The sequence below is a fragment of the Mycobacterium sp. 852014-52144_SCH5372336 genome (assembly GCF_001665615.1).
GTDB classification, from domain to species: Bacteria; Actinomycetota; Actinomycetes; order Mycobacteriales; family Mycobacteriaceae; genus Mycobacterium; species Mycobacterium neumannii_A.
Genome location: NZ_LZSW01000053.1, coordinates 60,971 through 86,940, shown reverse-complemented (window position 1 = coordinate 86,940; position 25,970 = coordinate 60,971). Strand labels below are relative to the sequence as shown.

At 66.9% G+C, this 25,970-nt stretch carries 25 protein-coding genes and 1 tRNA gene; 8 read left to right on the top strand and 18 right to left on the bottom strand.

Annotated elements, in window-relative coordinates:
* Window positions 1-10: 10 nt before the first annotated feature.
* Window positions 11-86 (bottom strand) — tRNA-Arg (locus tag A5759_RS16590).
* A gap of 126 nt (window positions 87-212) precedes the next feature.
* Between A5759_RS16590 and A5759_RS16585 the strand changes: the two genes are divergently transcribed.
* Entirely contained in the window at window positions 213-2,180 is a 1,968-nt protein-coding gene (locus A5759_RS16585) for an NAD(P)/FAD-dependent oxidoreductase (RefSeq protein WP_068199583.1), read from the top strand.
* Here the strand turns inward: A5759_RS16585 and A5759_RS16580 are convergent.
* Complete coding sequence (locus A5759_RS16580) at window positions 2,177-2,995, bottom strand: LLM class F420-dependent oxidoreductase (RefSeq protein ID WP_068199504.1); 819 nt, start codon at window positions 2,993-2,995, stop codon at window positions 2,177-2,179. The genes A5759_RS16585 and A5759_RS16580 overlap by 4 nt on opposite strands.
* Before the next feature lie 183 nt (window positions 2,996-3,178).
* Here A5759_RS16580 and A5759_RS16575 point away from each other — a divergent pair, with 183 nt between their 5' ends.
* Complete coding sequence (locus A5759_RS16575; protein WP_068199502.1) at window positions 3,179-4,279, top strand: glutamate--cysteine ligase; 1,101 nt, start codon at window positions 3,179-3,181, stop codon at window positions 4,277-4,279.
* 88 nt (window positions 4,280-4,367) lie between these two features.
* Here A5759_RS16575 and A5759_RS16570 read toward each other — a convergent pair whose 3' ends face one another.
* The 14 genes from A5759_RS16570 to A5759_RS16505 form a co-directional block, all read right to left on the bottom strand.
* Window positions 4,368-5,090 (bottom strand): anti-sigma factor, encoded by a 723-nt coding sequence (locus tag A5759_RS16570; RefSeq protein WP_068199501.1) that lies wholly within the window; start codon window positions 5,088-5,090, stop codon window positions 4,368-4,370.
* The gene (locus tag A5759_RS16565; RefSeq protein ID WP_068199500.1) at window positions 5,087-5,668 is read right to left on the bottom strand and encodes a sigma-70 family RNA polymerase sigma factor; all 582 of its coding nucleotides are present in this window, start codon (window positions 5,666-5,668) and stop codon (window positions 5,087-5,089) included. Before A5759_RS16565 ends, A5759_RS16570 begins: the two co-directional genes overlap by 4 nt.
* Window positions 5,665-6,438, bottom strand: coding sequence for a DUF1365 domain-containing protein (locus tag A5759_RS16560; RefSeq protein ID WP_068199499.1), 774 nt, complete (start codon window positions 6,436-6,438; stop codon window positions 5,665-5,667). The genes A5759_RS16565 and A5759_RS16560 overlap by 4 nt, the downstream gene beginning before the upstream one ends.
* Before the next feature lie 44 nt (window positions 6,439-6,482).
* Window positions 6,483-7,568, bottom strand: coding sequence for a serine hydrolase (locus A5759_RS16555; RefSeq protein ID WP_231984671.1), 1,086 nt, complete (start codon window positions 7,566-7,568; stop codon window positions 6,483-6,485).
* Window positions 7,568-8,629, bottom strand: coding sequence for a poly-gamma-glutamate hydrolase family protein (locus A5759_RS16550; RefSeq protein WP_068199497.1), 1,062 nt, complete (start codon window positions 8,627-8,629; stop codon window positions 7,568-7,570). The genes A5759_RS16555 and A5759_RS16550 overlap by 1 nt, the downstream gene beginning before the upstream one ends.
* Window positions 8,629-9,855 (bottom strand): Nramp family divalent metal transporter, encoded by a 1,227-nt coding sequence (locus A5759_RS16545; protein WP_068199495.1) that lies wholly within the window; start codon window positions 9,853-9,855, stop codon window positions 8,629-8,631. Before A5759_RS16545 ends, A5759_RS16550 begins: the two co-directional genes overlap by 1 nt.
* Before the next feature lie 76 nt (window positions 9,856-9,931).
* Entirely contained in the window at window positions 9,932-10,165 is a 234-nt protein-coding gene (locus tag A5759_RS16540) for a hypothetical protein (RefSeq protein ID WP_068199493.1), read from the bottom strand.
* 89 nt (window positions 10,166-10,254) lie between these two features.
* Window positions 10,255-10,530, bottom strand: a complete 276-nt coding sequence (locus A5759_RS16535; RefSeq protein ID WP_068199491.1) for a hypothetical protein — start codon at window positions 10,528-10,530, stop codon at window positions 10,255-10,257.
* Between the two features lie 33 nt (window positions 10,531-10,563).
* Window positions 10,564-11,640 carry a diacylglycerol kinase gene (locus tag A5759_RS16530; RefSeq protein WP_068199489.1) on the bottom strand — a complete coding sequence of 359 codons (1,077 nt, stop codon included), beginning with the start codon at window positions 11,638-11,640 and terminating at the stop codon, window positions 10,564-10,566.
* A gap of 10 nt (window positions 11,641-11,650) precedes the next feature.
* Window positions 11,651-12,442: an SDR family oxidoreductase gene (locus tag A5759_RS16525; protein ID WP_066840848.1), complete on the bottom strand. Its 792-nt coding sequence runs from the start codon at window positions 12,440-12,442 to the stop codon at window positions 11,651-11,653.
* Between the two features lie 185 nt (window positions 12,443-12,627).
* Window positions 12,628-13,590 (bottom strand): Ku protein, encoded by a 963-nt coding sequence (locus tag A5759_RS16520; protein WP_068199487.1) that lies wholly within the window; start codon window positions 13,588-13,590, stop codon window positions 12,628-12,630.
* Window positions 13,590-14,531, bottom strand: coding sequence for a carbohydrate kinase (locus tag A5759_RS16515; protein ID WP_068199484.1), 942 nt, complete (start codon window positions 14,529-14,531; stop codon window positions 13,590-13,592). The genes A5759_RS16520 and A5759_RS16515 overlap by 1 nt, the downstream gene beginning before the upstream one ends.
* On the bottom strand, window positions 14,528-15,949 hold the full coding sequence (locus tag A5759_RS16510) for a mannitol dehydrogenase family protein (protein WP_068199482.1): 1,422 nt from the start codon (window positions 15,947-15,949) through the stop codon (window positions 14,528-14,530). Before A5759_RS16510 ends, A5759_RS16515 begins: the two co-directional genes overlap by 4 nt.
* A complete protein-coding gene (locus A5759_RS16505; RefSeq protein ID WP_068199480.1) occupies window positions 15,946-16,947 on the bottom strand; it encodes an NAD(P)-dependent alcohol dehydrogenase in 1,002 nt (333 codons plus the stop codon). The genes A5759_RS16510 and A5759_RS16505 overlap by 4 nt, the downstream gene beginning before the upstream one ends.
* 106 nt (window positions 16,948-17,053) lie before the next feature.
* Here A5759_RS16505 and A5759_RS16500 point away from each other — a divergent pair, with 106 nt between their 5' ends.
* The 5 genes from A5759_RS16500 to A5759_RS16480 are packed head-to-tail and all read left to right on the top strand — an operon-like array spanning window position 17,054 to window position 22,399.
* Window positions 17,054-18,058, top strand: a complete 1,005-nt coding sequence (locus tag A5759_RS16500; protein WP_082962159.1) for a sugar-binding transcriptional regulator — start codon at window positions 17,054-17,056, stop codon at window positions 18,056-18,058.
* Between the two features lie 25 nt (window positions 18,059-18,083).
* Window positions 18,084-19,436, top strand: coding sequence for a sugar ABC transporter substrate-binding protein (locus tag A5759_RS16495; protein WP_156616955.1), 1,353 nt, complete (start codon window positions 18,084-18,086; stop codon window positions 19,434-19,436).
* On the top strand, window positions 19,436-20,410 hold the full coding sequence (locus A5759_RS16490) for a carbohydrate ABC transporter permease (RefSeq protein ID WP_068199478.1): 975 nt from the start codon (window positions 19,436-19,438) through the stop codon (window positions 20,408-20,410). Before A5759_RS16495 ends, A5759_RS16490 begins: the two co-directional genes overlap by 1 nt.
* A 1-nt stretch (window position 20,411) precedes the next feature.
* Window positions 20,412-21,281 carry a carbohydrate ABC transporter permease gene (locus A5759_RS16485; protein ID WP_068199476.1) on the top strand — a complete coding sequence of 290 codons (870 nt, stop codon included), beginning with the start codon at window positions 20,412-20,414 and terminating at the stop codon, window positions 21,279-21,281.
* Window positions 21,282-21,319: 38 nt separating this feature from the next.
* The gene (locus A5759_RS16480) at window positions 21,320-22,399 is read left to right on the top strand and encodes an ABC transporter ATP-binding protein (protein WP_064418986.1); all 1,080 of its coding nucleotides are present in this window, start codon (window positions 21,320-21,322) and stop codon (window positions 22,397-22,399) included.
* A 50-nt stretch (window positions 22,400-22,449) separates the two neighbouring features.
* Here A5759_RS16480 and A5759_RS16475 read toward each other — a convergent pair whose 3' ends face one another.
* Together A5759_RS16475 and A5759_RS16470 are read right to left on the bottom strand one after the other, a co-directional pair.
* Window positions 22,450-23,316: a hypothetical protein gene (locus A5759_RS16475; protein ID WP_068199474.1), complete on the bottom strand. Its 867-nt coding sequence runs from the start codon at window positions 23,314-23,316 to the stop codon at window positions 22,450-22,452.
* Between the two features lie 115 nt (window positions 23,317-23,431).
* Window positions 23,432-23,659, bottom strand: coding sequence for a hypothetical protein (locus A5759_RS16470; RefSeq protein ID WP_068199472.1), 228 nt, complete (start codon window positions 23,657-23,659; stop codon window positions 23,432-23,434).
* A 34-nt stretch (window positions 23,660-23,693) separates the two neighbouring features.
* On the opposite strand from A5759_RS16470, the gene A5759_RS16465 reads away from it, so the two are divergent.
* Window positions 23,694-25,970 carry an ATP-dependent DNA ligase gene (locus A5759_RS16465; RefSeq protein WP_068199471.1) on the top strand — a complete coding sequence of 759 codons (2,277 nt, stop codon included), beginning with the start codon at window positions 23,694-23,696 and terminating at the stop codon, window positions 25,968-25,970.

The following is a 25,970-nucleotide window of genomic DNA, read 5'->3' as shown; positions in this document are numbered from 1 at the left end:
CGAAAACACGTGGTGCCCCCGGCAGGATTCGAACCTGCGACACCGGCTTTAGGAGAGCCGTGCTCTATCCCCTGAGCTACGAGGGCGGACCGCTGGGAGCTTACCGGTTGGCCGGCCGCTGCGAATCAAACGTCACTGCCGGAGGCCCCCGTCGATTACGCTACTTTAAGTTCCGTAATTGGATGCGGCCGTCGCGGTCAGGAGGAGATGTCGTGCGCAGTCGCTACGCCGGCACGCCGTTCACAACGCCCACCGACGAAATCCAGCGGGCGCTCGAGGACGTCAGCGTCCCGACGCTGTTACTCAGCCTCGTGCACATCACTGGCGACACCCGCTTCATCCGCGACTACGCCCAGGCCGGGTTGTTCCTCAACGAGGTGCAGGGCTTCATGTCCGAAGAGGACAAGGCTCGGGCCAGGGCCGAGGCGCTGGAGGTGATCACGGCCTACCGTGACCGCGGCTGCCCCGAACCCGCACCGCTGGACGCGTCCGTCGTCAAGCAGATGATGGATTGGGCCGCATGCGAACCCGTCGGCGAGGAGTATTTGCCGCTGCTGACCGAGGAACTCGACCTCGACGGCGTTGACCCCCGCAAGCCCGAATCCATCGATCCAGACGCGGCGGCAACGCTTCCCGTACTCGTCATCGGCTGTGGCGAGTCCGGGCTGCTCGCCGCCATCCGGCTCAAGCAGGCCGGTCTGCCGTTCACGGTGGTGGAGAAGAACGCAGGCCCCGGCGGAACCTGGTGGGAGAACAGCTATCCGGGCGCCCGCGTCGACGTGGCCAACCACTTCTACTGCTACAGCTTCGAACCCAGCAACAAGTGGAGCCACTACTTCGCCGAGCAGCCCGAGCTGCGTCAGTACTTCGTCGACGTGATGGACAAACACGGCATCGGCGAGCACGTGCGGTGGGAGACCGAGGTGGTCTCGGCCGAATGGGATGACGACTCGGGGACCTGGTCGGTCGCGGTGCGCGCGAAGAACGGCCGGGTTTCCAGAATCTCCGTGCGTGCGATCATCAGCGCGGTCGGCCAACTCAACCGGCCTCAGATCCCCGATATCGAAGGGGCTGACACGTTCGCCGGACCGGCCTTTCACTCCGCGGCGTGGAACCACGGCGTCGATGTCACCGGCCGCCGTGTCGCGCTGATCGGCGCGGGCGCGAGCGGTTTCCAGATCGCGCCCGCGATCGCCGACCGGGTCGAGCATCTCGACGTCTACCAGCGCACCGCCCAGTGGATGTTCCCGAACCCGATGTACCACAACGAAGTTGGCGACGGCACCCGCTGGGCGATGGAACACCTGCCGTTCTACAGCCGCTGGTACCGGTTCCTGCTGCTGTGGCCGGGCGCCGACAAGGGCTTGGACGCCGCACGTGTGGATCCCGCCTACGAGCAAGGCGATTACGCGGTCAGCGACATGAACGCCGCCGCGCGGATGATGTTCACCGACTGGATCACCACCCAGGTCGAGGGTGACGAAGAACTGCTCGCCAAGGTTCTGCCCGACTATCCCGCGACGGGTAAGCGCACGCTGCAGGATGACGGCACCTGGTTGCGAACTCTTCGCCGGGACAACGTCGACTTGGTCCGCACGCCGATCGAGCGGATCACGCCGACGGGTGTGGTGACCGCCGACGGCCAGGAACGGCACGCCGATATCATCGTGTACGCCACCGGTTTTCGCGCCACCGAGGTGCTGTGGCCGCTGCGGATCACCGGCCGCGACGGCGACGGCAATCCGATCGACCTGCGCGACGTCTGGGGCGACCGGCCGTACGCGTACCGAGGGATCATGGTTCCGGGCTTCCCGAACTTCTTCCTCACCTACGGCCCCGGCACGCATCTGGCACACGGCGGCAGCCTCATCTTCAACTCCGAATTGCAGATGCGCTATATCGGCCAGTGTCTGCGCGCCCTGGCCGACGGGCTGCACTCGATCGAGCCGAAGGCCGACGCCACCGACGACTGGCGTCGCCGGTCACAGGAGGCGATCAAGATGACGGTCTGGTCGCACCCGTCGATCGAGCATTCCTACTTCAAGAACGCCCGCGGTGAGATCCACACCGTCAGCCCGTGGAAGCTCTACGAATACCACGACGCGGTGCGCGAACCGGAGTGGTCGGACTTCGTGCTGCGGTCGGTTGAATCCGTTGTCGCACAAGCGCGAAACTCTTAAAGCTCGGCGATCACCTTCGCGAACGGCTCGGCGTGCAGCTGCTGGACGGTGATGTAGCTGATGCCGTACGTCTCGCGGTAGCCGCGCAGCGTGTCGGCGATCTCGCTCGTCGACCCCGACAACACCGCGGGCGTAGCCAGCAGCTCCTCTTCTGACAAGTGGGGGAGGAACCGGCTCGTGATCGACAGGTCGGGCCTGCCGGAATCGTCGGTCGGCATGGCGGTGACGGCGATGTTGAGCTCGAGGTCGTCGAACCGGTCACCGGCCGCTTGGCGCAGGAACGCGATGCGGTCGGCGAGCGGATCGGACGTCGCGGTGATCGGGGCGCCGCCGGTCAGCCCGATGATGTCGGCGCGCTGAGCAGCCAGCGTCAGCAGCTTGTCGCCGTTGCCCGCGATGAGGATCGGCACATCGGGCGCGTGCTCGTTCATGTGCTCGGTCACGTGGCGCAGCCAGTCCACTCGTTGACCGGCCGAGGGATACGGCAGCTCGGCCTGTTCGAACTCCACCTTGACATAGCCGGCGCCGAGCCCGAGGTCGAACCGCCCGCCGCTGAGGTCCCGCAGCGTGGTCACCTCCCGCGCGAGCAGCGCGGGCCGGTAGAAGCCGGCATTGAGCACGAACGTGCCCACGCGGAGCCGTTCGGTCGCCATCGCCATCGCCGTCATCATCGGGAACGGCGCGGTCGTGTAGAGGTGGTCGGCGACGTGGACGATGTCGTAGCCCATGTCCTCGGCGCGGCGCGCCCAGTCCTGCACCGACTTCTGACGGCGCGCGGCCTGCAGACCGACGCCGAACCGGAAGGGTTTGGTCACGGATCGATCGTAGGAGGGTCGCAGGTCGACAAAGGATGTTTGGCGCGCAGAAGCTTCGGGCAATACATCTGCCGCCGACTTCGAATCATCGGAGTCCCCGGACCTGAAGGATTTATTGCCCCGATCCGGCCCGTCGTGAATCATCCGACGGGCCGGATCAATATTTCGGCAACGAGTTGACCCATGGCCACGCATCCCACGATCGGCGTCGAAGAAGAGTTCCTGCTCGTTGACCCCGCGAGCGGGGAACCTGTCGCGCTCAACGAGGCCGTCGCCCGCGAGGCGGTAAAGCGCGGTGTGAAGCTGCAACTCGAACTGACCACCTGCCAGGTCGAAACCACCAGCGAGGTGGTCTCCTCTTCCCGCGAACTACGCGACCAGCTGCTGCGGCTGCGCCGACTCTCCGCCGAGGCCGCGGACGCGGCCGGGGCGCAACTGCTGGCGGTCGGGCTGCCGCCCACGCTTCCGCAGGAGTTCCCGATCACCGACACTCCGCGGTACCGGGAGATCGGCGAGAAGTTCGGGATGATCGCGCACGAGCAGGGCATCTGCGGCTGCCACGTGCACGTGGCGGTGCCCAGCCGCGAAGCCGCGATCCGGGTCAGCAACCGGCTGCGGCCCTGGTTGCCCAGCCTGCTGGCGCTGAGCGCGAACTCCGCGATCTACCGCAACTCCGACACCGGCTACGCCAGCTGGCGCAGTGTGCTGTGGGCGCGGTGGCCCAGCGCGGGCCCGCCGCCGCACTTCGACTCCGTCGACGAGTACGACGCCGTCGTGCAGATGATGCAACAGGCGGGCGCGATGCGCGATGACGGCATGGTCTATTGGGATGTGCGGCCGTCGAAGAACTTCCCGACGATCGAAGTGCGCGTCGCCGACGTGCCCGCGACGGCGGCCGAGACCGTCCTGCTGGCCGCGTTGACCCGGGCCGCGGTGATGACGGCGTTGGAGGACGAGCGGCGCGGCGAGCCGACACCGCCGCTCGCCGCGCATGCGCTCAAGGCGGCGTACTGGAAGTCCGCGCGCGACGGCCTCGACGGCGATGCGGTCGACCTGCTGGAAAGCCATCAGCGGGTGCCCGCGCGAGAGCTGCTGGACCGGCTCGTCGAGCATGTACGGCCCGCGCTCGAAGCCGTGGGCGACTACGACCTGGTGTTCGACGAGTTGCGCCGCGTCGCCGAACAGGGCAACGGCGCCATCCGGCAGCGGCGGGCGTGGCAGCGCCGCCGGGACGTGGGCGACGTCGTGGCCGAGGCGGCCGAGGCGACGCTGGCGGGAGCGTAGGCCGACGGGCCTTGGCTACGCCGAAATCTGCACCAGGGCTGTGCTTCCGCGGAAATCACGACCGTCTCGCAGAAATCGGTACAGATATCTAGGCCAGAGGTAGCTCGGCGAACGGTGCGCTGGTCGGCTCCGCCGAACCGCCGGGCGGTTCGATGGTGAAGGCCAGAGTGCTCGAGTCGCCGATGTCGGGCAGCACGGCCGTCGTCGACGGCGCCACCGACTGCGGGTCCATGGTGCCCGCGGGATGCGGACCCTCCGCGTCGACCAGCCACATCTGGTAGACAGTGCCGGGTTGCGGCGGGGTGACGTTGTTCATCACCAGCACCCCGGCATCCTTCTCGCGCGAGAACACCACCGTCGCGGTGCCCCCGCCCGGAATCTCCCCCGAGACGGTGCGCACGTCGGGCGCGGCGAACACCTGCTCGGCGGTAGAGGGTTTGTCGGCCGGTCGCAGCGCCAAACCGACGCCCAGGGCGCCCGCGCCGACCACGACAACAGCGGCAGCGGCCAGCGCGGTCTTCTGCCAACGCGTCGGCCGCGGCCGCAACTGGCGTACCGGTTCCGCTCGCTCGCCGCCGATCTCGGCCAGCAGACGCTCGCGCAGATGCGGAGGCGGTTCGGCGGCGGTGGCGGCCGACACGACCGCCATGGCCTCCCGGACATTGCGCACTTCGTCGGCGAAGGCCTGCGCGACGGCGGGGGGTGCGGCCGCGACGCGGCGGTCGACTTCCTCGCGTTCGGAATCCGAGATCGCGTTCAGGGCGTAGGGCGCCGCGAGTGCGCCGAGGTCGCTATCCATGGGCTCGGTCATGCCATCCCCAAGCACTTGCGGAGACCGCGGAGGCCGTCGCGCATCCGCGATTTGATGGTGGCGAGGTTCGCCGACAACCGTTCGGAGACCTGGGCGTAGGTCAGCCCGTCGTAGTAGGCCAGCTGGATGCACTCCCGCTGTACATCCGTCAGCGATCCCAGGCAGTTGGCGACCTGGCGGCGCTCGTCGCGCATGATCACCGAGTCGGCGACGTGATCGGAGGGCAGTTCGACGGTGGCCGCGCCGTAGCGGTCCTCCCGCTGCGTCGCGGCCTGTTCGGACCGCACCCGGTCGACCGCCCGGCGGTGCGCGAGGGTCATCAGCCACGCGAGCGGGGAACCCGCCGAAGGGTCGTAGGTTCGCGCGGTGCGCCACACCTGCAGGTAGACGTCCTGCGTGGTCTCCTCGCTGTACCCCGGGTCGCGCAGTACCCGGGTCACCAGGCCGAACACCCGCGCACGGGTGCGGTCGTAGAAGGTGGCGAAGGCCTCGACGTTCTCCTCGGCAACCTGGCGAAGCAGCTCGTCGAGGTCCGTGGTCACCAGCGGTAGCCTAGCCACCCGCGTGTGCACCGTCATGAATATCGCGATCTGGCCGTGTTACCGACGAAAGCCGCTGTCGGAGCGACAGTTTCGCCGACCGCTTCGGCGCCGCGCACCAGAGGGACACGCCGCAGCCACAGCGTGAGGTGCTGGAGCCGATACTCCAGCGCCGTCATCAACGGCGCCAGCGGGGCCTTCGCCTGCATCAGCAGCACCTCGGCGACACCCGCGCGCCTGCGTGCGCCACGCACCGTGGCGATGAACGCCGGGCCGTTGCCGCGGTGCAGCGATACGGTCACGTTCACCTCGTCGCCAGGGTGCGGCGCGCGCACCAGGTAGTGACCGTCGGTGCCGTTGAACGGCGACACCCGCAGCCTCTTCGGCGCCATCGACGTCCCGTCCGGGCTCGGCGGCAGCAGATACGCGTGCCGTTCACCGCGGTGGTTGTGCATCTCCATGACGATGAGGCGCACGACGCCCGCCGTGTCATGGCACCAGTACAGCGTCACCGGGTTGAACGCGTAGCCGGCCACCCGCGCCTGCAGCAGCGCGGTGACCCGCCCGCCGCCCAGGTCGACACCGCGGTCAGACAGGAACGCGTCGATGCGCTGGCGCAGCGAGTCACCCGGGGCGCCGTGGAGGTGGTCGCGGGCGTCGAAGCGCGCGAAGGGCCGCAGCCACCAAGGGGCCCGCGGAAGCCGGTCGACGTCGACCAGCCAGCTGTAACCGTGATGCTCGAAATGGTGGTACACCGGCGCACGACGCAGGTGCGGCGTCCGGGTGCGGTACAGGTAGGAACCATCCACATGGAGGTATTCGGAGCCGCCCGCGCGACGGATGGGTGCTCAGGTCAGGCGGGACAATAGAGCGCCGTCAGCACATCTCCGCGCGGATCCTCGGCGGGCGCCGTCGACTCCGGCGACTGCGTCAGCGTCACCGAGATGGCAGGCCCGTCGAAGGTCTTGACCGCGAAACTGTGATACCCCGCGATGTCGCCGCCGTGGCCCCACGCGTTCACCCCGCACGGCAATGACACGCGCCCGAGGCCCAATCCGTACTCGAGAAGTCCCTCGGTATCCGGCATGGGAACGGTCCGCATCATCTCGTCGAGCTGAGGGCGGGGCACCACCCGCCCGTCGAGCAGCGCGGTGATGAACGCCGTCGTGTCCTCGTCGGTCGATACCAGGCCGCCCGCGGTCCACGCCGCGGAGGCGTTGAAGTCGGTGACGTCGGTGCGTCTGCCGTCGACCACTTCGTAGCCGTGGGCGAACGGCACCCGCAGCCCGTTCTCGCCCGGCGCGGGGAAGTACGTGTCGAACAGCCCCAGTGGCGCGATGATTCGCGCGGTGATCTCGTCGGCCGCCGGTCTCCCGGTCACCCTCTCGATCAGCAGGCCGGCGACGATGTAGTTGGTGTTGGTGTACTTCATCGTCGCGCCGGGGGCGAACTGCGCGGGCCGAGCCAGCGCCCTGTCGAGCAGTTGATCGCCGCTCACGGGTTCATCCGGGATCTCGGTCAGGTCGTCGAAGTATTCCGGCAGGCCGCTCTGGTGGCGCAACAGCTGGCGCACGGTGATCGCCGTGGCATCGATGTTCTCGCCCCGGATGCGGCCGGGCAGGTACGTCTCGATCGATGTGTCGAGCCCGACCCTGCCGTCGGCCACCAGCTGCAGAACCGTCGCGGCCACAAAGGTTTTCGTGATGCTACCGACACGCACGTGGGTGTTCGGTGCGAATCCGGCTCCGGTGTCGAGGTCGGAGTGCCCGGCGGAGTACCGGGTGAGGTGTGGCCCATCGCGGATCACGACGATCCCGCCGGCGAGTCCTTCCTCCGCGACGGCACGCTCGAGGGTCGCGTCGACGGCGGCGGGCTGGGCATGAACCGGTGCGGCGGTCAGCACAAGGAGAAGCAGGGCCGCGATGGTTGGGATACGCACTAGGCCGAGCGTAGTTCCCAGGAATGCGCGGTGGCGACGAGCCCTTGGATCAACGCGGAGGTCGCCGGTGTGAGCCCGTCGTCGCCGGGTAGTTGGCTGCGCGGGCTGATGCCGCGCACCCGCGGTGTGAGCTCGAGTTGCGCGCCGCCTGCGCGGACGCGGTTGACGGGGTTGTCTTGGTGCAGCCCGCGCAGTTCGCGCGGGATCGCGTCGAGGTCGGTGATGACTTGGTAGCCAGGCACTTCGACGTGTTCGGCGAGGTGCTCGGCTAGTGCGCGGTTGCGCCCGCCCGCGAGCAACTGGGTGCTGCGACCGACGCGGCCGTACCCGTGCAGTGACACCGCGACGTCGACGTGGTCGAGGAATTCCGCGAGGCGTTCGGACTCCTGCGCCCGGTACAGCGCCGAGGGCAGATGGTGCGGATAGTGGTCGGGGTGGCGCACCGTGTACACCGAGGCGCCCGCGGCGTCGGCGGCGCGTTCGGCGATTACGTCGGTCATCTGCTCGAGGCCGCCGCCGTGGATGGCCAGAAAACCGAAGCGGGACCGCAAGATCCGCTCCTCGACGATGCCCGGCTGCGCCAGGAGCTCCGAAAGCGACTGTGGGGCAGGGATATCGGATCGGTCAGAGCGCACGGACCAATGCGCCGGATCCCACCGCTTGAGGAAGTCGACCCAGCGGCTTGGCAGGCCGTGGTGCAGGGCGCCGTCGATGATGCGCTCGAGGTAGCCGGGCCGTGGCGGACCCGGTTCGACGCGGTGGTCGATGTACACCCACGCCTCGGCGGGCCCCTCGTCGGTGTGCACGGTGAGCCGGTCGCGGCGGTAACGCACCGGAACACCTTCGGCGCTGTCGAGCACCGCCAGATCGCGGTCGTTGAGCTGCCACAGCACACCGTGCACTTCGGAGCCGTGGAACGGTTCGACCGTGGCGACGCCGCGCTCGTTGATCAGCCAGTCGTGGTCGGACAGCATCGCCGGGCGTGGGTGCGCCGCGTTGGGGCACCGCAACGCCATCTGGTGGACGTTGAGGTTCGAGCCGTAGGCGAAGTAGGTGTGCATCAACCCGTCAGCGTCAGATAAATCAACACCACGTTCAAAAGAGTAATCAGGCCCGCGATGACCCACCCGATAGCCGTCGTCACCCGATGGTTGACGTCGGCGCCCATCAGGGCGCGGTCGCTGGTCAGCCGCACGAGCGGAATCAGCGCAAACGGTATCCCGAAGGACAGCACCACCTGCGACAACACCAGCGCACGGCTGGGATCCAGGCCGATCGCCAACACCGCGAGCGCGGGCAGCAGCGTGATGAGGCGGCGCAGCGCCAGCGGAATGGAGCGGTGCAGCAGGCCCTGCATGATCATCGCGCCGGCGTACGCGCCGACCGACGACGACGCCAACCCCGAGGCGAGCAGGCCGATCGCGAACAACAGCGCGATCGTCGGCCCCAGGGTCTCGCCGACGGCGGCGTGCGCACCCTCGATCGAGTCGGTGTTTTCCTGACCCCGCAGGTTCGTCGCGGCGACCAACACCATCGACAGGTTGACCGCGCCGGCGATCACCATCGCGATGCCGACGTCCCAGCGCGTGACCCGCAGCAGCATCCGCCGCATCGGCCCGGGGTCGGGATGGCCGTGGCGGTCCCGGGCCAGGCCCGAGTGCAGGTACACCGCGTGCGGCATCACGGTCGCGCCCAGCATCGCCGCCGCGATCAGCACGCTCTCGGTGCCGGCGAACTTCGGCACTAACCCCGTCGCCGCCTCGTCGAGCGGTGGGGGAGCGACGAACAGGCTGGCGAGGAAGCCGACCGCGATGACGGCCAGCAGTCCGGTGATGACGCGTTCGAACGAGTTCTGGCCGTGGCGGTCCTTGACCATCAGCAACACCATCGAGACGACGCCGGTGATGATGCCGCCGGTCAGCAGCGGTAGGTCGAACAGCAGGTACAGCGCGATCGCGCCACCGACGACCTCGGCGAGATCGGTTGCCATCGCGACCAATTCGGCCTGCATCCAGTAGGTCAGCCGGGTGCGGCGGCGCATCCGATTACCGACCGCCTCCGGCAGCGACATGCCGGTCACCAAGCCGAGCTTGGCCGAGAGGTACTGCACGATGCAGGCCATCGCGTTGGCCGCCACGATCACCCAGATCAGCAGGAAACCGAATTGGGCACCGGCGCTGACATTGGCGGCGACGTTGCCGGGGTCGACGTAGGCGATGGCCGCCACGAACGCCGGTCCGAGCAGCAGCCAGCTCGGGCGCGCCTTCACCTCGGTGCTCTGGGCCACCCCACCCTCTTTCTATCCGGGGTTGCGAATAGAAAAGTTAGGGTAACCGAAACCTGGGCCTCGGTGGTGGGTGGGGTTATTTGTGCCCGCCGCCGAGCCCGATGACGAGGCCGCCGCCCCATGGCCAGCCCCAGTACGGGCTGGTCTGCACCGACGGTGACGTGACGATCTGTGAACTTCCGTTGGTCTGACACTGCGTGGTGTTGGGGGCGATGTTGGTGCACTGGGGCGCGGCACCGGCGACGGGTGCTAACGCGCCGATGACGCCGACCGCGAGAGCCGCTGTGAGATAACGAAATCGGGCCTTCATGGTTGGCCTCCTCGGCCTGGGGCACTTCTGGTCAGCGACTGCGCATACGGCGAGCGCTGCGAAAAACGTTGAGCGTCAATCCCGAACGGTCACGGGAAGAAGAAGCCGTCGCCCTCCCACATGCTTCCCCATGGGCCGACGTACTCCTGCTGAGCGGGCGTAGCGTCAATCGAAACGTTGCCCGGAGTCGCGCATTCAGTGGTGGACCCGCCGATGGCCTGCGCGCCGCCGGTGTCGACGCACTGCGGCAAGGTCGGGTTCGGGTTCGGAGCCGGTTCGGCGGCGGCAGGCGAGGCCGCCGCGAGTGCCGCAGCGATGCCGCCGGCAGCGATCAGCGGTGCGAGATAACGAAGGGTGGTCCGCATAGGCACGTCCTCGATTCTGATCGACCCCCGGCTTCAACGCACAGCGTACAACCCTTTTCCGGTGATCAGCGGCAAGTCGAGTGTGGTGCGGATGCCCGGCGGCGCGGCCACGACCGCGGGGATCGCGTTGACGACACGGGCGGCCGTCGCGACGAGTCCGGCGTGGTTGTGGTCACCGTTCGGGCTGCTCAGGCAGAGGTCGATGGTGTACGACGGTTCGCCGGTGATCTCGATGCGGTACGAGCCACCCTCCTGAGCGGGCTGCGGCCAGTCCGGGTGCAGGTCATCGCGCAACCGGGTGACGTGTTCGAGCACGACGGCGACCTTGCCGTCCTTGATGCCCTGGACCTCGAAGCGCAGCGCCGCCGCGGTGCCCTTGGCGATGTGGCCCGCTGCGATGTCGAAATCCTCGGGAGCCGGTTCGCGCACATAGGTTTCGGACACCTTGTCGAGTTCGATGCCGAGCCCCGCGGCCAGCTGTCTCACCACCGATCCCCAGGCCAAGCTCAGGACGCCGGGCTGCAACAGCATCGGGATCTCGTCGAGCGGCTTGCCGAAGCCCATCACGTCGAACATCACCGTGGCGCTGTCGTAGGTGTCGTAGTTAATGATCTCCATGCACCGAATCTGCTCGATGCTCTGACAGGTTCCGGCGAGCGCGAGCGGTAGCAGGTCGTTGGCGAAGCCGGGGTCGATGCCGTTGACGAAGACACTCGATCCGCCCGTCTGGGTGGCTTCCTCGATCGGCTTGACGAGTTCGTCGGGCAGTACCTCCCATGGGTACTGCAGGAAGACCGCGCTGCTGCCGACGACGTTGACGCCTGCGGCCAGAATGCGGCGGTAGTCCTCGAGCGCCTCGGGCAGCCGGTTGTCGGCCATCGCGGTGTAGACCACGCAGTCGGGTCGGGTCGCCAGCACCGCATCGAGGTCGGTCGTGGCGGTGATGCCGGTCGAAACCTGCAGTCCGGCAAGCTCACCCGCGTCCTTGCCGGCCTTGGTTTCCGACGACACCCAGACAGCGGTGAGCTCGTACTGCGGATCGTTGATGAGCTGGGTCAGCGCGTGCCTGCCGACGTTGCCGGTGCCGACCGCGGCCACTTTGATCGTCATGGAGGTCCTCTCACAGGTCCGGAATGGGCATGTCGAGATTGGGCACCGTCAAACCGCCGTCGACCTCCAGCGTCTTACCGGTCAGGTAGCTGCCAGCGGGCGAGGCCAGGTACACCGCGGCGGCGGCGATGTCCTGCGGATCGCCGAGTCGGCGCATCGGAGTTGCTTGCTCCATGGGCTTGCGGAGGTCGTCGTTGGAGGCCACGATGTCGAGCGCCGATGTGAGGATCGACCCCGGCGCGATCGCGTTGACCCGGATCCGCGGGCACAGGTCGAGCGCGGCCAGGCGGGTGTAGTGGGCGAGTGCGGCCTTGGCCGTTCCGTAGGCCGCGAAACCCCGGCCGGCCAGCCGGCCCATCGTGGAGGTGATGTTGATGATGCTGCCGCCGCCGGAGTGCTCGAGCATCAGCGGAACCGCCGCGGTGGTGAGCGCGTGCGCGGTGGTCACGTTGAAGGTGAACGCGTCGCGCAGGTCCTTGGTCGAGGTGTTCAGTAGCGCGTTCGGCATGGTGCCGCCGACGTTGTTGACGACGACGTCTAGTTTTCCGAACGCCTCGATCGCGGCACCGGCCAACGTGGCGGTGTCGGCGGGGTGGGCCAGGTCGGCGACCACGACGTGCGCCCTGCGGCCCACGCCCTTGATCTGCTCGGCGACTTCCTCGAGTTGCGACTGTGTGCGTGACGCGATCACCACGTCTGCACCGGCTTCGGCGAATGCCAACGCCATCGCGGCGCCCAGGCCGCGACCGGCGCCCGTGACCACCGCGACCTGATCGTCGAGCCGGAATCTGTCAAGAATCACGTTTCCGAATCCTTCCCTCGCCGGGCGAACCGTAACAGGACACGACGATGCGCGTGAGGGCTTTTTGAAACACGTTCTAATTGCCGCGAGACGTACACCAGGGTCGTGCTTGGACCGGATAGCACGGCCCTGGTGTACGTCTCGCGAACCAGTAGTTCTACGACGCCCCGAGTCCTGGCGGGCTGCTACTTCTTCGACGCGGCGGTCTTCTTGGCCGTCGACTTCTTGGCTGTCGACTTCTTCGCGGCCTTCCTGGCGGGTGTCTTCTTCGCCGCGGTCTTCTTGGCGGCGCTCTTCTTCGCGGGCGCCTTCTTGGCCGGCTTGTCGTCGTCGGAACCCTTTGACCTGCCGCGACCTTCGCGTCGCGCCTTCACGCTGGCTTCGAGTTTGGCCAGCAGATCGGAGACATCCTCGGTCTCGTCGAGTTCCTGCGGCTGCTCCTCGGTGGTGAATGCTTCGCCGCCTTCGAGTTTCGCCTGGATCAGCTCACGCAGGTGTTCCTGGTACTCGTCGTGGTAGCGGTCGGGATTGAAGTCGTCGGTCATCGAGTCGACGACCTGGGTGGCCATCTTCAGCTCGGCCGGCTTGATGTCGACTTCCTTGTCCAGCACCGGGAAGTCGGGATCGCGGATCTCGTCGGGCCACAACAGCGTCTGGATCACCATGACGTCGCGCTTGCTGAAGTCCTGAACCCGAAGCGCCGCGAGTCGCGTCTTGTTACGCAACGCGAAGTGCACGATCGCGACCCGGTCGGTCTCCTTGAGCGTCTTGGTCAACAGCACATACGACTTCGACGACTTGCCCTCGGGCTCGAGGAAGTAGCTGCGGTCATACATCATCGGATCGATGTCGGAGGCGGGAACGAATTCCAGCACCTCGATCTCGCGGCTGCGTTCCTCGGGCAGCGTGGCGATGTCCTCGTCGGTGATGATCACCGTCTGGCCGTCGTCGGATTCGTACGCCCGGGCGATGTCGCGATACTCGACTTCTTCACCGTCGATCTCGCAGACACGTTTGTATCGGATGCGCCCGTTGTCCTTCGCGTGCACCTGGTGGAACTTCACGTCGTGGTCCTGCTGCGCGCTGTAGACCTTGACCGGCACGTTCACCAGGCCGAACGCGATCGAACCCTTCCATATGGAACGCATCAACCCAGTATGGCTGATTCCAGCGCCGCATCGCGGCTACCGCGTTCGGGCAGGTCGGCGCCGGCGCGGGCGACCGTCAGCGCCGACGACATCGCGGCCGTGCGCAGGACACGCGTCAGGTCGGCCGCACTGATTCGCGCCAGGTCACGCCGCCGCTGAGCGCCCAGTAGCCCCAACGTCCACAGCGCATCGATCAGACCGCTCAGGTACGCATCACCGGCGCCCACGGTGTCGACGACGTCGACCTCGAACGCCGGCACTCGCGCCAGGCCCTGCGCGCACAGCGCGAACGACCCCTGCCCGCCCATCGTGACCGCGACGATCGACGGGCCCAGCGACAACCACGTCTCCGCGATCTGCTCGGGGGCGCGGCCCGGGTCGAGCCACCGCAAGTCCTCGTCGCTGGCCTTCACCACGTCGCAGCGCTCGATGAGGCGGTCGATGCGGGTGCGCGCGGCATCGGCGTCCTCGATCAGCGCGGGCCGCACATTCGGATCGAACGTCACGGTGGCCGACGGGTGATACGTGTCGACCAGTGCGGCGGTGGCACGGCAGCCGGGCTCGAGCACCGCCGCGATCGAACCGGTGTGCACCACCAGCGGGGGACCCACCTCGGGCGTTCCGGTCAGTTGCCATTCGATGTCGAACTCGTACTGCGCCGAACCCTGCTCGTCGAGCGTGGCCAACGCGGTCGGCGTCCTCGCCGCGGCCGTACTTCCCGAGACGAGTTGCACCCCGGATGCTTCGGCATGGTCGACGATGCGCCGTCCGCGTTGGTCGTCGCCGATGTGCGTCAGGAAGTCGACGCCGCGGCCCAGCCGGCCCAGCCCGACCGCCACGTTGAGTGGACTGCCGCCGACGTGTTCACCGGTGACCTCGCCGCCACACTCGACGATGTCGATCAACGCCTCGCCGATCACCAGCGCACGGTCCGCGCTCATGGTTCGTTCCCGTGCATCAACGCTTCCAGCGTTGCCCGCGCGCCGTCGCGGTGCAGCGAGTTCAGCGCCCAGACGTATGCGTCGACAAATCGCTGGTCGGAGGCGAGATCGCCGAAGAGGTCGGTGTGTTCGATGAATGCGGTCGGGTTGTCGCGCTGAGCCTTGGCCAGCGGCACCAGGACGTCGGCGAGCTGGTCCTGCACGTCGATCGGCTGCCCCTGCTCGTCGACCCCTTCGGCGTAGCGCGCCCAACTGGCGACCGTCGCGGCCGACAACCGGATCGGCGCGCCCGTTCGGAGGTTCTCGCGGACGACGGGCAGCAGCCACTTCGGAATGCGGTCCGATGAGCCGTAACACAGCCGGGCGATGGTGTCCTTGACGCCCGGGTTGGCGAACCGCTCGATCAGCGTGCGCTTGTAGTCGGGCAGATCGATGCCGGGCACGGGTTTGAGCGTCGGTGTGGCCTCGTCGTCCATGTACGCCAACAAAAAGTCGGCGAACAGCGGGTCGCCTGCGGCGTCGTGCACCAACCGGTAACCGGCGAGATACCCGAAATAGCAGAGGCTTTGGTGGCCGGCGTTGAGCAGACGCAGCTTCATCAGCTCGTACGGGGTGACGTCGTCGACCATCAGCACGTCCACGTCTTCCAGCGGTGGTCGCCCGTCGGCGAAGTCGTCCTCGAGCACCCACGCCGTGAAGGGTTCGGCCACCACCGGCCATTGGTCATCGATACCGAATTCGGTTGCCACGACGTCGATCACGTCGGGTGTGGTGACCGGTGTGATGCGGTCCACCATCGAGTTGGGGAACGTGGTGTGCGCGCCGATCCACTCGCCGAGGCCGGGATGCACCCGCTCGGCGTAGGTGGTGAACGCATGGCGGGCGACGTCGCCGTTGCCCTCGATGTTGTCGCACGACACGATCGTCGGGGAGGTGATGCCGCGGTCGCGCCTGCGCGCCAGCGCCTCGGCCACCAGACCGAAGACGTTCACGCCCTCACCGAGGTTGTCGATGTTGTAGCCGCCCTCGGTGATGGTCAGCGAGACGATCCGCGTGCTCGGCGCGGCCAACAGTTCGATCACCGACTCTGGGTCGTCGGGCGCGTAGCGATAGTCGACGATCGAACCGATCACCCGCGCCTCGCGGGTACCGTCGGGCTTCTCCAGCAGCAGGGTGTACAGGCCGTCCTGGGCGGCCATCACATCGGCCATCCTGCGGTCGGCAGGCATCACGCCGACGCCGGCGATGCCCCACTCCTTGGCCAGCCCCTTCTCCAGGAGTCGGTCGACGTACATCGCTTGATGCGCCCGGTGAAAGCCGCCGACTCCGAAATGCACTATGCCGACCGATATCTGGGATCGATCGTAGGTCGGCTTGTCGGTGGAAAGCTGTGCGAGCGTGGAGTTGTCGAGTTTCATGACACCGACACCACCGACTTCACGCTACCCGGCGTGCGGTCGGAGTCGAGGGCTTCGGCGGTGCGCTCCAAGGGGAAGCGGGCGGTCACCATCGCGTCGAGATCGACCTGGCCGGACTCGACGAGCGCAATCGCCGTCGGCCAGGTGTTGGCGTAGCGGAAGACGCCCGTCAACACCAGCTCACGGTTCTGGATAACCTGCGTCGGCAGCTCCATCGACTCCGCACCCGAGCCGACCAACACCACCCGCCCGGCGGGTCGCACCGCGCGAATGCCGTCGGCCACGGCCGTCGGCGCGCCCGAGGCGTCGATGTATCCGTCCACCCCGAAATCGCCTATCGGCTGGGTCGTCGGGTCCAGAACCTCCGTGGCCCCGAACGAGATCGCCCGTTGCCGACGGGCCTCGTCGGGATCGCTGACGATGATGTCCGTCGCGCCGTAGGCCCGCGCGAGTTGGATCACCACGATGCCGATCGGGCCCGCGCCGGTGACCAACACCCGCGACCGTCCGTCGACACCCGCCTTGCGGACGGCGGCGATGCCGACGGAGAGCGGCTCGCACAACGCCGCCGCTTCATCGGAGATCGAGTCCGGCACGCGGTGGGCGAACTCCGCGCCGATGGTCACGTACTCACAGAGCGCCCCGTCGACGGGCGGGGTCGCGAAGAACCGCATGTGCGGGCACAGGTTGTAGTGCCCGCGGCGGGTTTCGTCGCTGTCGGGGTCGGGGCGCTGCGGTTCGATCGACACCCGTTCGCCGATGCGCGACGGGTCGACGTTGTCGCCGACGTCGACGATCGTGCCCGCGGCCTCGTGGCCGAGGATCAACGGCGCCTCGACGACGAATCCGCCCACTCGCCCGTGCCGGTAATAGTGCGTGTCCGATCCGCAGACTCCCACCGACGAGACCCGTATCAGCACGTCACCGGGGTCTGGCCGGGGCACAGGGCGCTCCTGCATTTCGATCCGCCCGGGTTCGACGAGCACGGCCGCCCGCATCCGGCTGTCCGGTGAGAGTGTTGTGTGCGTCACATCACCATGTTAACGTGATGAGCATCTAATCGCACCCCTGAGCAAATGCTCACAGTCCGAGGAGGGCAGGGCGGTGACCGCACCAACGTCGACCGGTGACCTCGCCGGGGCTGCGGTGCCGACACAGGACGTCCGCCTGGCCCTGCGCGCGGCGACGATGTACTACCTCGACGGATTGACCCAGGCCGAGATCGCCGCCCGCTTGGGTGTCTCGCGCCCGACTGCGGGTCGATTGATCGCGCGCGCAAAGGCCCGGGGTCTGGTGCGCATCGAGATCGCCGTGCCCGCCGGGCTGAGTGAGAACCTGCACGCCGAGGAGGAGCGAGAACTCGAGCGGCGCTACGGGCTGACGGAGGTGGTGGTCGCCGGCCACGGCGTCGACATCGGCGCACCCGGTCGGCCCGTCGCATACGCCAGTGTTGGCCGGGCTGCGGCAGCGCTGCTGATGCGGCGTCTCACACCCGACGACGTCCTCGGGTTCACCTGGGGGCCTGAGCAGGTCGCGGTGGCCAACGCGTTGGTTCCCGGCGTGGCGAGCTGCCGCGCGGTGGTGCAGCTCGACGGCGCCATGTCGACCGCGGCGTATCAGACCGGTACCGAGTTCATCTTGAGCCGCTGCGGGGAAGCGTTGCGCGCGAGCACGTTACGACTGCCCGCACCCCTGTATGCCGACCCGTCGACGGTGGCGTCGATGCGCAGCGATTCGGTGATCTCCCGCGCGTTGGAGGCAGGACGGCACGCGGACATGATGCTCTTCGGTGTCGGCGCGGTATCGACGTCGACCACGCTGTTCGAAGGCAGCTTCCTCGACACCCGCATGCTCGACGAGTTGGAGTTGCTCGGCGCGGTGGGTGAGATCGGCGGCCGGTTCTTCGACGCGGCCGGCGTCCCCGTCGACACCGAACTCCAGCAGCGCGCGGTGTCCGTGCCGCTCGAGGACATCCGCAACTGCGAGAAGACGCTGCTGATCTCCAGCGGCGCCGCGAAGTACGACGCCACTCTGGCCGTCCTGCGGGGCAGGTTGGCCCGGCTGTTGGTGTGTGACATCGATTGTGCGCGTTGGTTGTTGGCGCAGTGAGGAGATGACGCAGGTGAGACCGACAATGATGAAGCGGTTCGCGGCGGTGGCCGCGGCGTCCGGGGTCGTACTGGCCTCCGGGTGTTCGGGAGCAGGCAGCCTGGGCGCCTCGGACAACCAGGTCACCATCGCCATGGTGTCGAACTCGCAGATGACCGACGCCAGGGATCTGTCGTCGGAGTTCGAGGCGGCCAACCCCGGCACGAAGCTGAAGTTCGTCACGCTCTCGGAGAACCAGGCCCGCGCCAAGATCACCATGTCGACCGCGATGGGCGGAAGCGAGTTCGACGTCGTGATGATCAGCAACTTCGAGACCCCGCAGTGGGCGAAGGACGGCTGGCTGCAGAACCTCTCCGAATACGCCTCGCAGACACCGGGGTACGACGAGGAGGACTTCATCTCGTCGCTGCGCGAGTCGCTGTCGTATGACGGCGACATGTACGCCGTCCCGTTCTACGGTGAGTCGTCGTTTCTGATGTACCGCAAGGACCTGTTCGAACAGGCCGGGATCGAGGTCGACCAGTCACCGGACTACCAGCCGACCTGGCAGCAGGTCGCGCAGTGGGCCGACACCCTGAAGTCTGGTGACCGCGCGGGAATCTGCCTTCGCGGAAAGCCGGGATGGGGTGAGGTGCTCGCGCCGCTGAACACCGTGATCAACACGTTCGGCGGGCGGTGGTTCGACGAGCAGTGGAACGCACAGCTCAACAGCCCCGAGGTGCGCAAGGCGGTCAACTTCTACGTCGACCTGGTCAAGCGCTCCGGAGAACTGGGCGCCGCCTCCACCGGTTTCCAGGAGTGCGCGAACCTGTTCGGCCAGGGCCAGACCGCCATGTGGTACGACGCCACGTCGGCGGTATCGGTCCTCGAAGATCCGCAGGAATACCCGGAACTGGTCGGCAAGATCGGATATCTGCCCGCGCCCATCGCCGAGAAGCAGAACTCCGGGTGGCTCTACACCTGGGCGCTGGGGATCCCGAAATCGGCCAAGAATCCCGACGGCGCATGGAAGTTCATCTCATGGATGACGAGCAAGGACTACATGAAACTGGTGGGGGAGAAGCTCGGCTGGGCGAGGGTCCCACCGGGCAGCCGGACATCCACTTACACCGAACTGCCGGAGTACGAGAATATCTCGCGATCCTACGGACCGTTGACGTTGCGGTCGATCCAGAACGCCAACCCGAACAAGCCTACCGTGCAACCGGTTCCGTACACCGGAATCCAGTTCGTCGCGATACCTGAGTTCCAGGATCTGGGCACCAGGGTCAGCCAACAGATCAGCGCCGCCATCGCCGGTCAGAAGACGGTCAACGAGGCGCTCGACCAAGCGCAGCAGTACGCCGAGGTCGTCGGCAAGACATATCAGGAGAAGTGATGACCGTAACCGCCGATACCACGGCCGGCGCCAGCGAAAACTCGGTGGCAGAACGGGTTCGCAGGATCCGGGAGGCCAAGGACACCGGGGTGAGCCGCGCCGAAGCCTGGCGCAGGCGGGGCCCGCTGTTGCCGGCGCTGATTTTCATGATCGTCGTCACGCAGGTTCCGTTCCTGTTCACCCTCTACTACTCGACGCTGTCGTGGAACCTGGTTCGCCCCGGATCACGTGAGTTCATCGGGTTGCAGAACTACGTCACGGTGGCCAAGGACAGTCAGTTCTGGACCGTCGCGCTCAACACCGTGGTGTTGATCGTCGGGGTGGTGCTGATCTCCGCGTTCTTCGGTCTGCTCCTGGCATTGCTGCTCGACCGAGCGTTCCTGGGCCGCGGGATCGTGCGGACGTTGCTGATCACGCCATTCCTCGTCACACCCGTTGCAGCCGCGCTGATCTGGAAGACGACGATCCTCGACCCGAACAACGGCATCCTGAACTGGCTGCTGTCGCTGGTCGGGATCGACCGGATGGACTGGATCGGGCAGTTTCCGCTGGCGATGGTGATGGTGATGCTGATCTGGCAGTGGACGCCGTTCATGATGCTGCTGATCCTCGCCGGTCTCCAGTCGATGCCGCGCGACATCCTGGAGGCCGGCCGAGTCGACGGTGCGAACGCCTTTCAGCTCTTCCGGGAGTTGACGCTTCCGCACCTTCGGCGATTCATCGAGTTGGGAGTCGTGCTCGGGGCGATCTTCCTGGTCAACACGTTTGATGCCATCTACATGATGACGCAGGGCGGGCCGGGCATCGCGAGCGCGAACCTGCCGTTCTACATCTATCAGCGCGCGTTCCTCGGCTTCGACATCGGCCAGGCGGCGGCCATGGGAGTGGTGGTGGTCGTCTTCACGATCATCATCGCCAGCTTCGCGCTGCGATTGATCTTCAAGTCGTTCACCGGGAAGGAAGAGGCGGCCTGAGATGACTATCACGGTCGAGAAAACCGCAGCCACACCGCAACCCGTGGCGAAGAGAAAGAAGAAGTCCCGCACGTTCAGTCCGTGGGGGCTGGTGGCGTGGCTGGTCGGGATCGGGTTCTTCTTCCCGGTCTTCTGGATGGTGTTGACGTCGTTCAAGCAGGAGGCCGATGCCGCCACCAGCCCGCCGAAGCTGTTCTTCTCCCCGACGCTGGATCAGTATTCTGCCGTCTTCGACCAGGGCATCGGGCCCGCCATGCTGAATTCGCTGTTCGCGACCGGGATTTCGACGCTGCTCGTGCTCGCGCTTGGAGTCCCTGCCGCATTCGCGTTGTCGCTGCGGCCGGTCCGCAAGACCCAGGATGCGCTGTTCTTCTTCATGAGCACCAAGATGCTGCCCGTCGTCGCGGTGATCCTGCCGCTGTATGTGATCGTGTCCAATATCGGTCTACTGGACAACATCTGGGCGTTGATCGTGCTCTACACGGCGATGAACCTGCCGATCGCGGTGTGGATGATGCGGTCGTTCTTCCTCGAGGTGCCCGGCGAACTGTTGGAGGCGGCCAGCCTGGACGGCGCCAGCCTGTGGCGCTCGGTGCGCGAGGTGATCCTGCCCCTGGTGTCGCCGGGTATCGCTGCGACGGCGTTGATCTGCGTGATCTTCGCCTGGAACGAGTTCTTCTTCGCGGTGAACCTGACCGCGGTGAACGCCCAGACCATGCCCGTGTACCTCGTCGGCTTCATCGCCGGAGAGGGTCAGTACTGGGCCGTGTTGTCGGCGGCCGCGACCATGGCCGCGCTGCCGGTGATCCTGTGCGGATGGATCGCCCAGAACAAGCTGGTGCGCGGACTGTCGTTCGGCGCGATCAAGTAACCCGTCGGACCCCGATCACGAGAGACACGGAGATACCAATGGCCACAATCACTTACCGCAACGCCTCCTGCGTCTACGAAGGCTCGGACAAGCTCGCGGTCGATTCGCTCGACCTCGACATCTCCGACGGCGAATTCGTCGTGCTGGTCGGGCCGTCCGGGTCGGGCAAGAGCACCGCCCTGCGCATGCTGGCCGGGCTGGAGGACATCGACGAGGGCACGATCGAGATCGGCGGCAGGGACATGACCGGTGTGCCGTCCAAGGACCGCGACATCGCGATGGTGTTCCAGAACTACGCGCTGTACCCGAACAAGACCGTCGCCGAGAACATGGGTTTCGCGCTGAAACTGCGTGGGGTCTCGCGCGACGAGCGGCGCAAGAAGGTCGAAGAGGCGGCCAAGATCCTGGACCTCACGGAGTTCCTCGACCGCAAGCCCGCCAAGCTGTCCGGTGGGCAGCGGCAGCGCGTCGCGATGGGCCGCGCCATCGTGCGCGAGCCGCAGGTGTTCTGCATGGACGAGCCGCTGTCGAACCTCGACGCGAAGCTGCGCGTGCAGACCCGCACCCAGATCGCCGCGCTGCAGCGACGGCTCGGCACCACGACGGTCTACGTCACCCACGACCAGATCGAGGCCATGACGATGGGAGACAGGGTCGCGGTCCTGCGGTTCGGCAAACTGCAGCAGTTCGCCGCCCCGAACGAACTCTACGACAGGCCGGCCAACGCGTTCGTCGCCGGTTTCATCGGCTCACCCGCCATGAATCTGGTGACGCTGCCGATCGCGCCCGACGGTGTCCGCATCGGCGACACGACGCTGCCTCTCGAACGCGAGCGACTTTCGAAGTTGAGCGACGCGGGCCTCTCGGAGGTCACGCTCGGCATCCGGCCCGAACAACTGGAGCTCACCGACTCCGGCGGGGTGGAAGTCGTCGTCGACCTGGTCGAGGACCTCGGCAGCGAGGCCTACCTCTACACACACGCGGGTTCGGGAGTCGAGCTGGTCGCACGCTGCAATCCGCGCACGGCGCCCAAACTCGCCGAGACGGTGCGGCTGCGCAGGCATCCGGAAGGGTCCGTGCACCTGTTCCACCCGGAGACCGGCGAACGCATCGACTGATTGCGGCTTCCAGCGCCGCCGAATTCTGCACCAGGGTTGCGATTTTCGCCTCACCGCGACCCTCCTGCAGATTTCGGCGGGGTCCAACCGCGGCGGGTGAACGCGTCGAAGACGCGATGCAAGATGTATCGCCGGCTGTGTTCCTTGAGCACATGGATGTCGATCCAGCCTTGGCGATCGACGAACGCGGCACGACCCACGTCATACACGTATTGCCGTCGGTTCTCGCTGTGGTGAACTCCGTCGTAGTCCAGACCGACCATCGGCTCGTCGTACCCCATGTCGAGAAACGCCTCCTGGTACCCGTCGCTAAGCCTGATCTGCGTCCGCGGGGTGGGCAGTCCGGCGTCGATGAGCAACAGACGAAGGCGGGTCTCTTCGGGCGATTGCGCGCCTGCGTCCATCAAGCAGAGCGCCGTCCGGGCACGACGAACTCCGCGTGCGCCCCGATATCGATCGCTCAGCGCCAAGGCATCATCGGCGGACACCCCCATGGCGACGGCCAGGGCGTCCAGATGCGCGACGGCCTTGTCGCGCGGAAGGTGGCGAGCCAGATCCCACGCGGTCCGAGCGGGGGTCGTCACGGGAATCTCCCCGAAGTAGGTGATCTCGTCGGGTGCCAAGCGTTCTTCGTGGACGATGACGCCTTCGCGCGGGCGGGTGTGAGCGGTGATCACCTCGATCGGGGTCGACGCATCCACCCACTTTGCGCCGTGGAACGCTGCCGCGGCCCGCCCCGCGATCACGCCTCTGCGACCGGTCCACAACCAGGCCGCAACGGCATTGGAGTGGATATTGCGTTCAGCGTCGTTTGGGCGGTAGACCCGCGGCAGGACGGCGGAGTGGTTCCAGCGCAGTTGCCCTCGCGTGAGTCGGCCATCGCTGATCGCCTCGCTGCCCAGAAACGGTTGCCACATGACCGGATCGTGGACGGGACGGCCGACAGAACGCGTACCCCGTCGTCCATTTCTGCGGCAGGGCTGTGGATAACGCGAAATCGCGACCCTGGCGCAGAAATCGGCGGCGTTGCCGCTAGTCGACGACCGCCGCGTTCCCCGGGTCAAGGCCGCTGGGCAGATTCGGGTCGAGGCCACTGGGCGAGTGGGTGAACTCCTGATGTGCCATCGGCCGGCAGTTATTGTCCATCGGCGTCTGATCGCCCGAGCAGTAGGGCACGAGGTCCTGCGGATCCGCCGCGGCGTGCGGTGCCGCCAGCAGGGCAGCCACCGCGACCAGCACCGCCGCGAAGATTCTCGCCACGGATCCAACGTAGCAGCGGGTATACGTTCACACTGTGGATCGATTCGGCCGGGTGAAGCTGACCAACCCGGACAAGGTGCTGTACCCGGCGACGGGCACCACCAAAGCGGAGGTGTTCGACTATTACGTCGGCATCGCCGAGGCGATGATCCCGCATATCGCGGGCCGCGCCGTGACCCGCAAGCGCTGGCCCAACGGTGTCGAGGAGCCGTCGTTCTTCGAAAAGCAACTCGCCTCGTCGGCGCCGGACTGGTTGGACCGCGCGTCGGTCACGCATCGCTCGGGGACGACGACCTATCCGCTGATCGACACCGCCGAGGGTCTGGCGTGGATCGCGCAGCAGGCATCGCTCGAAGTGCACGTCCCGCAGTGGCGGTTCGTCAGCGAGGACGACGGGCCACCGACGCCCGGCCCCGCGACCCGCATCGTCTTCGACCTCGACCCCGGCGAGGGGGTGTCCTTCCGCCAGCTCTGCGAGGTCGCCCATGAGGTGCGCGACCTCATCACCGACATCGGGTTGACCACATTCCCGCTCACCAGCGGTAGCAAGGGGGTGCACCTGTACGTCCCGCTCGAGGAACCGATCAGTTCGCAGGGTGCATCGGTTCTCGCGCGGCGGGTCGCGCAACAGCTCGAGAAGACGATGCCCAAACGCGTGACCGCGACGATGACCAAGAGCGTGCGCACCGGCAAGGTTTTCGTCGACTGGAGCCAGAACAACGGCGCCAAGACCACGATAGCGCCGTATTCGCTTCGCGGACGCGAACATCCGACGGTCGCCGCACCACGCACCTGGGACGAGATCGAGGATCCGAAGTTGCGGCACCTCAACTTCGACGAGGTGCTCGACCGGGTGCAGGAGATGGGCGACCTGCTCGCACCGCTCGACGAGGCGGTACCGGTACCGGACCGCCTGACCACCTATCGCAGCATGCGCGACGCGTCGAAAACCCCTGAGCCGGTGCCGAACAAGCCGCCGAAGACGGGGAACAACGACAAGTTCGTCATCCAGGAACACCACGCCCGACGGCTGCACTACGACCTGAGGCTCGAACGCGACGGCGTGCTGGTGAGCTGGGCGGTTCCGAAGAACCTGCCCGACACCCCGTCGGTCAACCACCTCGCCGTCCACACCGAGGACCACCCGTTGGAGTACCTCACCTTCCACGGCGAGATCCCCAAGGGCGAGTACGGCGGCGGCAAGATGATCATCTGGGACACCGGCACTTATGAGGCCGAGAAGTTCAACGACGTACCACCCGACAGCGCCGCGGAGGGCGGCGAGGTCATCATCAACCTGCGCGGCAAGAAGATCGACGGCCGCTATGCGCTGATCCAGACCGACGGCAAGAACTGGCTCGCGCACCGCATGAAGGACCAGAAGCGCCCGCAAGCAGGTGATCTCGCGCCGATGCTGTCAACGGAAGGCTCGGTCGCCAAGCTCAAGGCGAGCCAGTGGGCGTTCGAGGGTAAGTGGGACGGCTACCGCGTGATCATCGACGCGGATCGGGGCAGGCTCACGGTGCGCTCCCGGCGTGGCCGAGACGTCACCGCCGAGTTTCCCCAATTCGAGGCGGTGGCAGCCGATCTCGCCGATCATCACGTCATCATCGACGGTGAGGCGGTCGCGCTCGACGAGTCCGGCGTGCCGAGCTTCTCCGAGATGCAGAACCGTGCCCGATCGACCCGCGTGGAGTTCTGGGCATTCGACATCCTGCACCTCGACGGCCGCTCCCTGTTGCGCGCCAAGTACTCCGACCGTCGCAAGATACTCGAGGCGCTGGCCGAGGGCGGCGGCCTGATCGTGCCGGATCCGTTGCCCGGCGACGGCCCCGAGGCGATGGAGTACGCCCGCAAGAAGCGGTGGGAGGGCGTGGTCGCGAAGAAACGCGACTCGACCTACCAGCCGGGGCGGCGGTCGTCGTCGTGGATCAAGGACAAGGTCTGGAACACACAGGAAGTCGTGATCGCCGGCTGGCGACAGGGGGAGGGCGGACGTTCGAGCGGGATCGGCTCGCTGATGCTCGGGATCCCGGCCGACGGGGGCCTGGAATTCGTGGGCCGCGTCGGAACCGGTTTCACGGACAAGGCGCTCGCCGAACTCAAAAAGACCCTCAAACCGCTGGAGACCGACGAGAGCCCGTTCAACGAACGGCTGCCGCGCCAGGACGCCAAGGGTGTGACGTTCGTGCGACCCGAACTCGTCGGGGAGGTCCGCTACAGCGAACGCACCTCGGATAACCGTCTGCGCCAACCGAGTTGGCGCGGGTTACGACCCGACAAGGAGCCCGGCGAGGTCACCTGGGAGTAA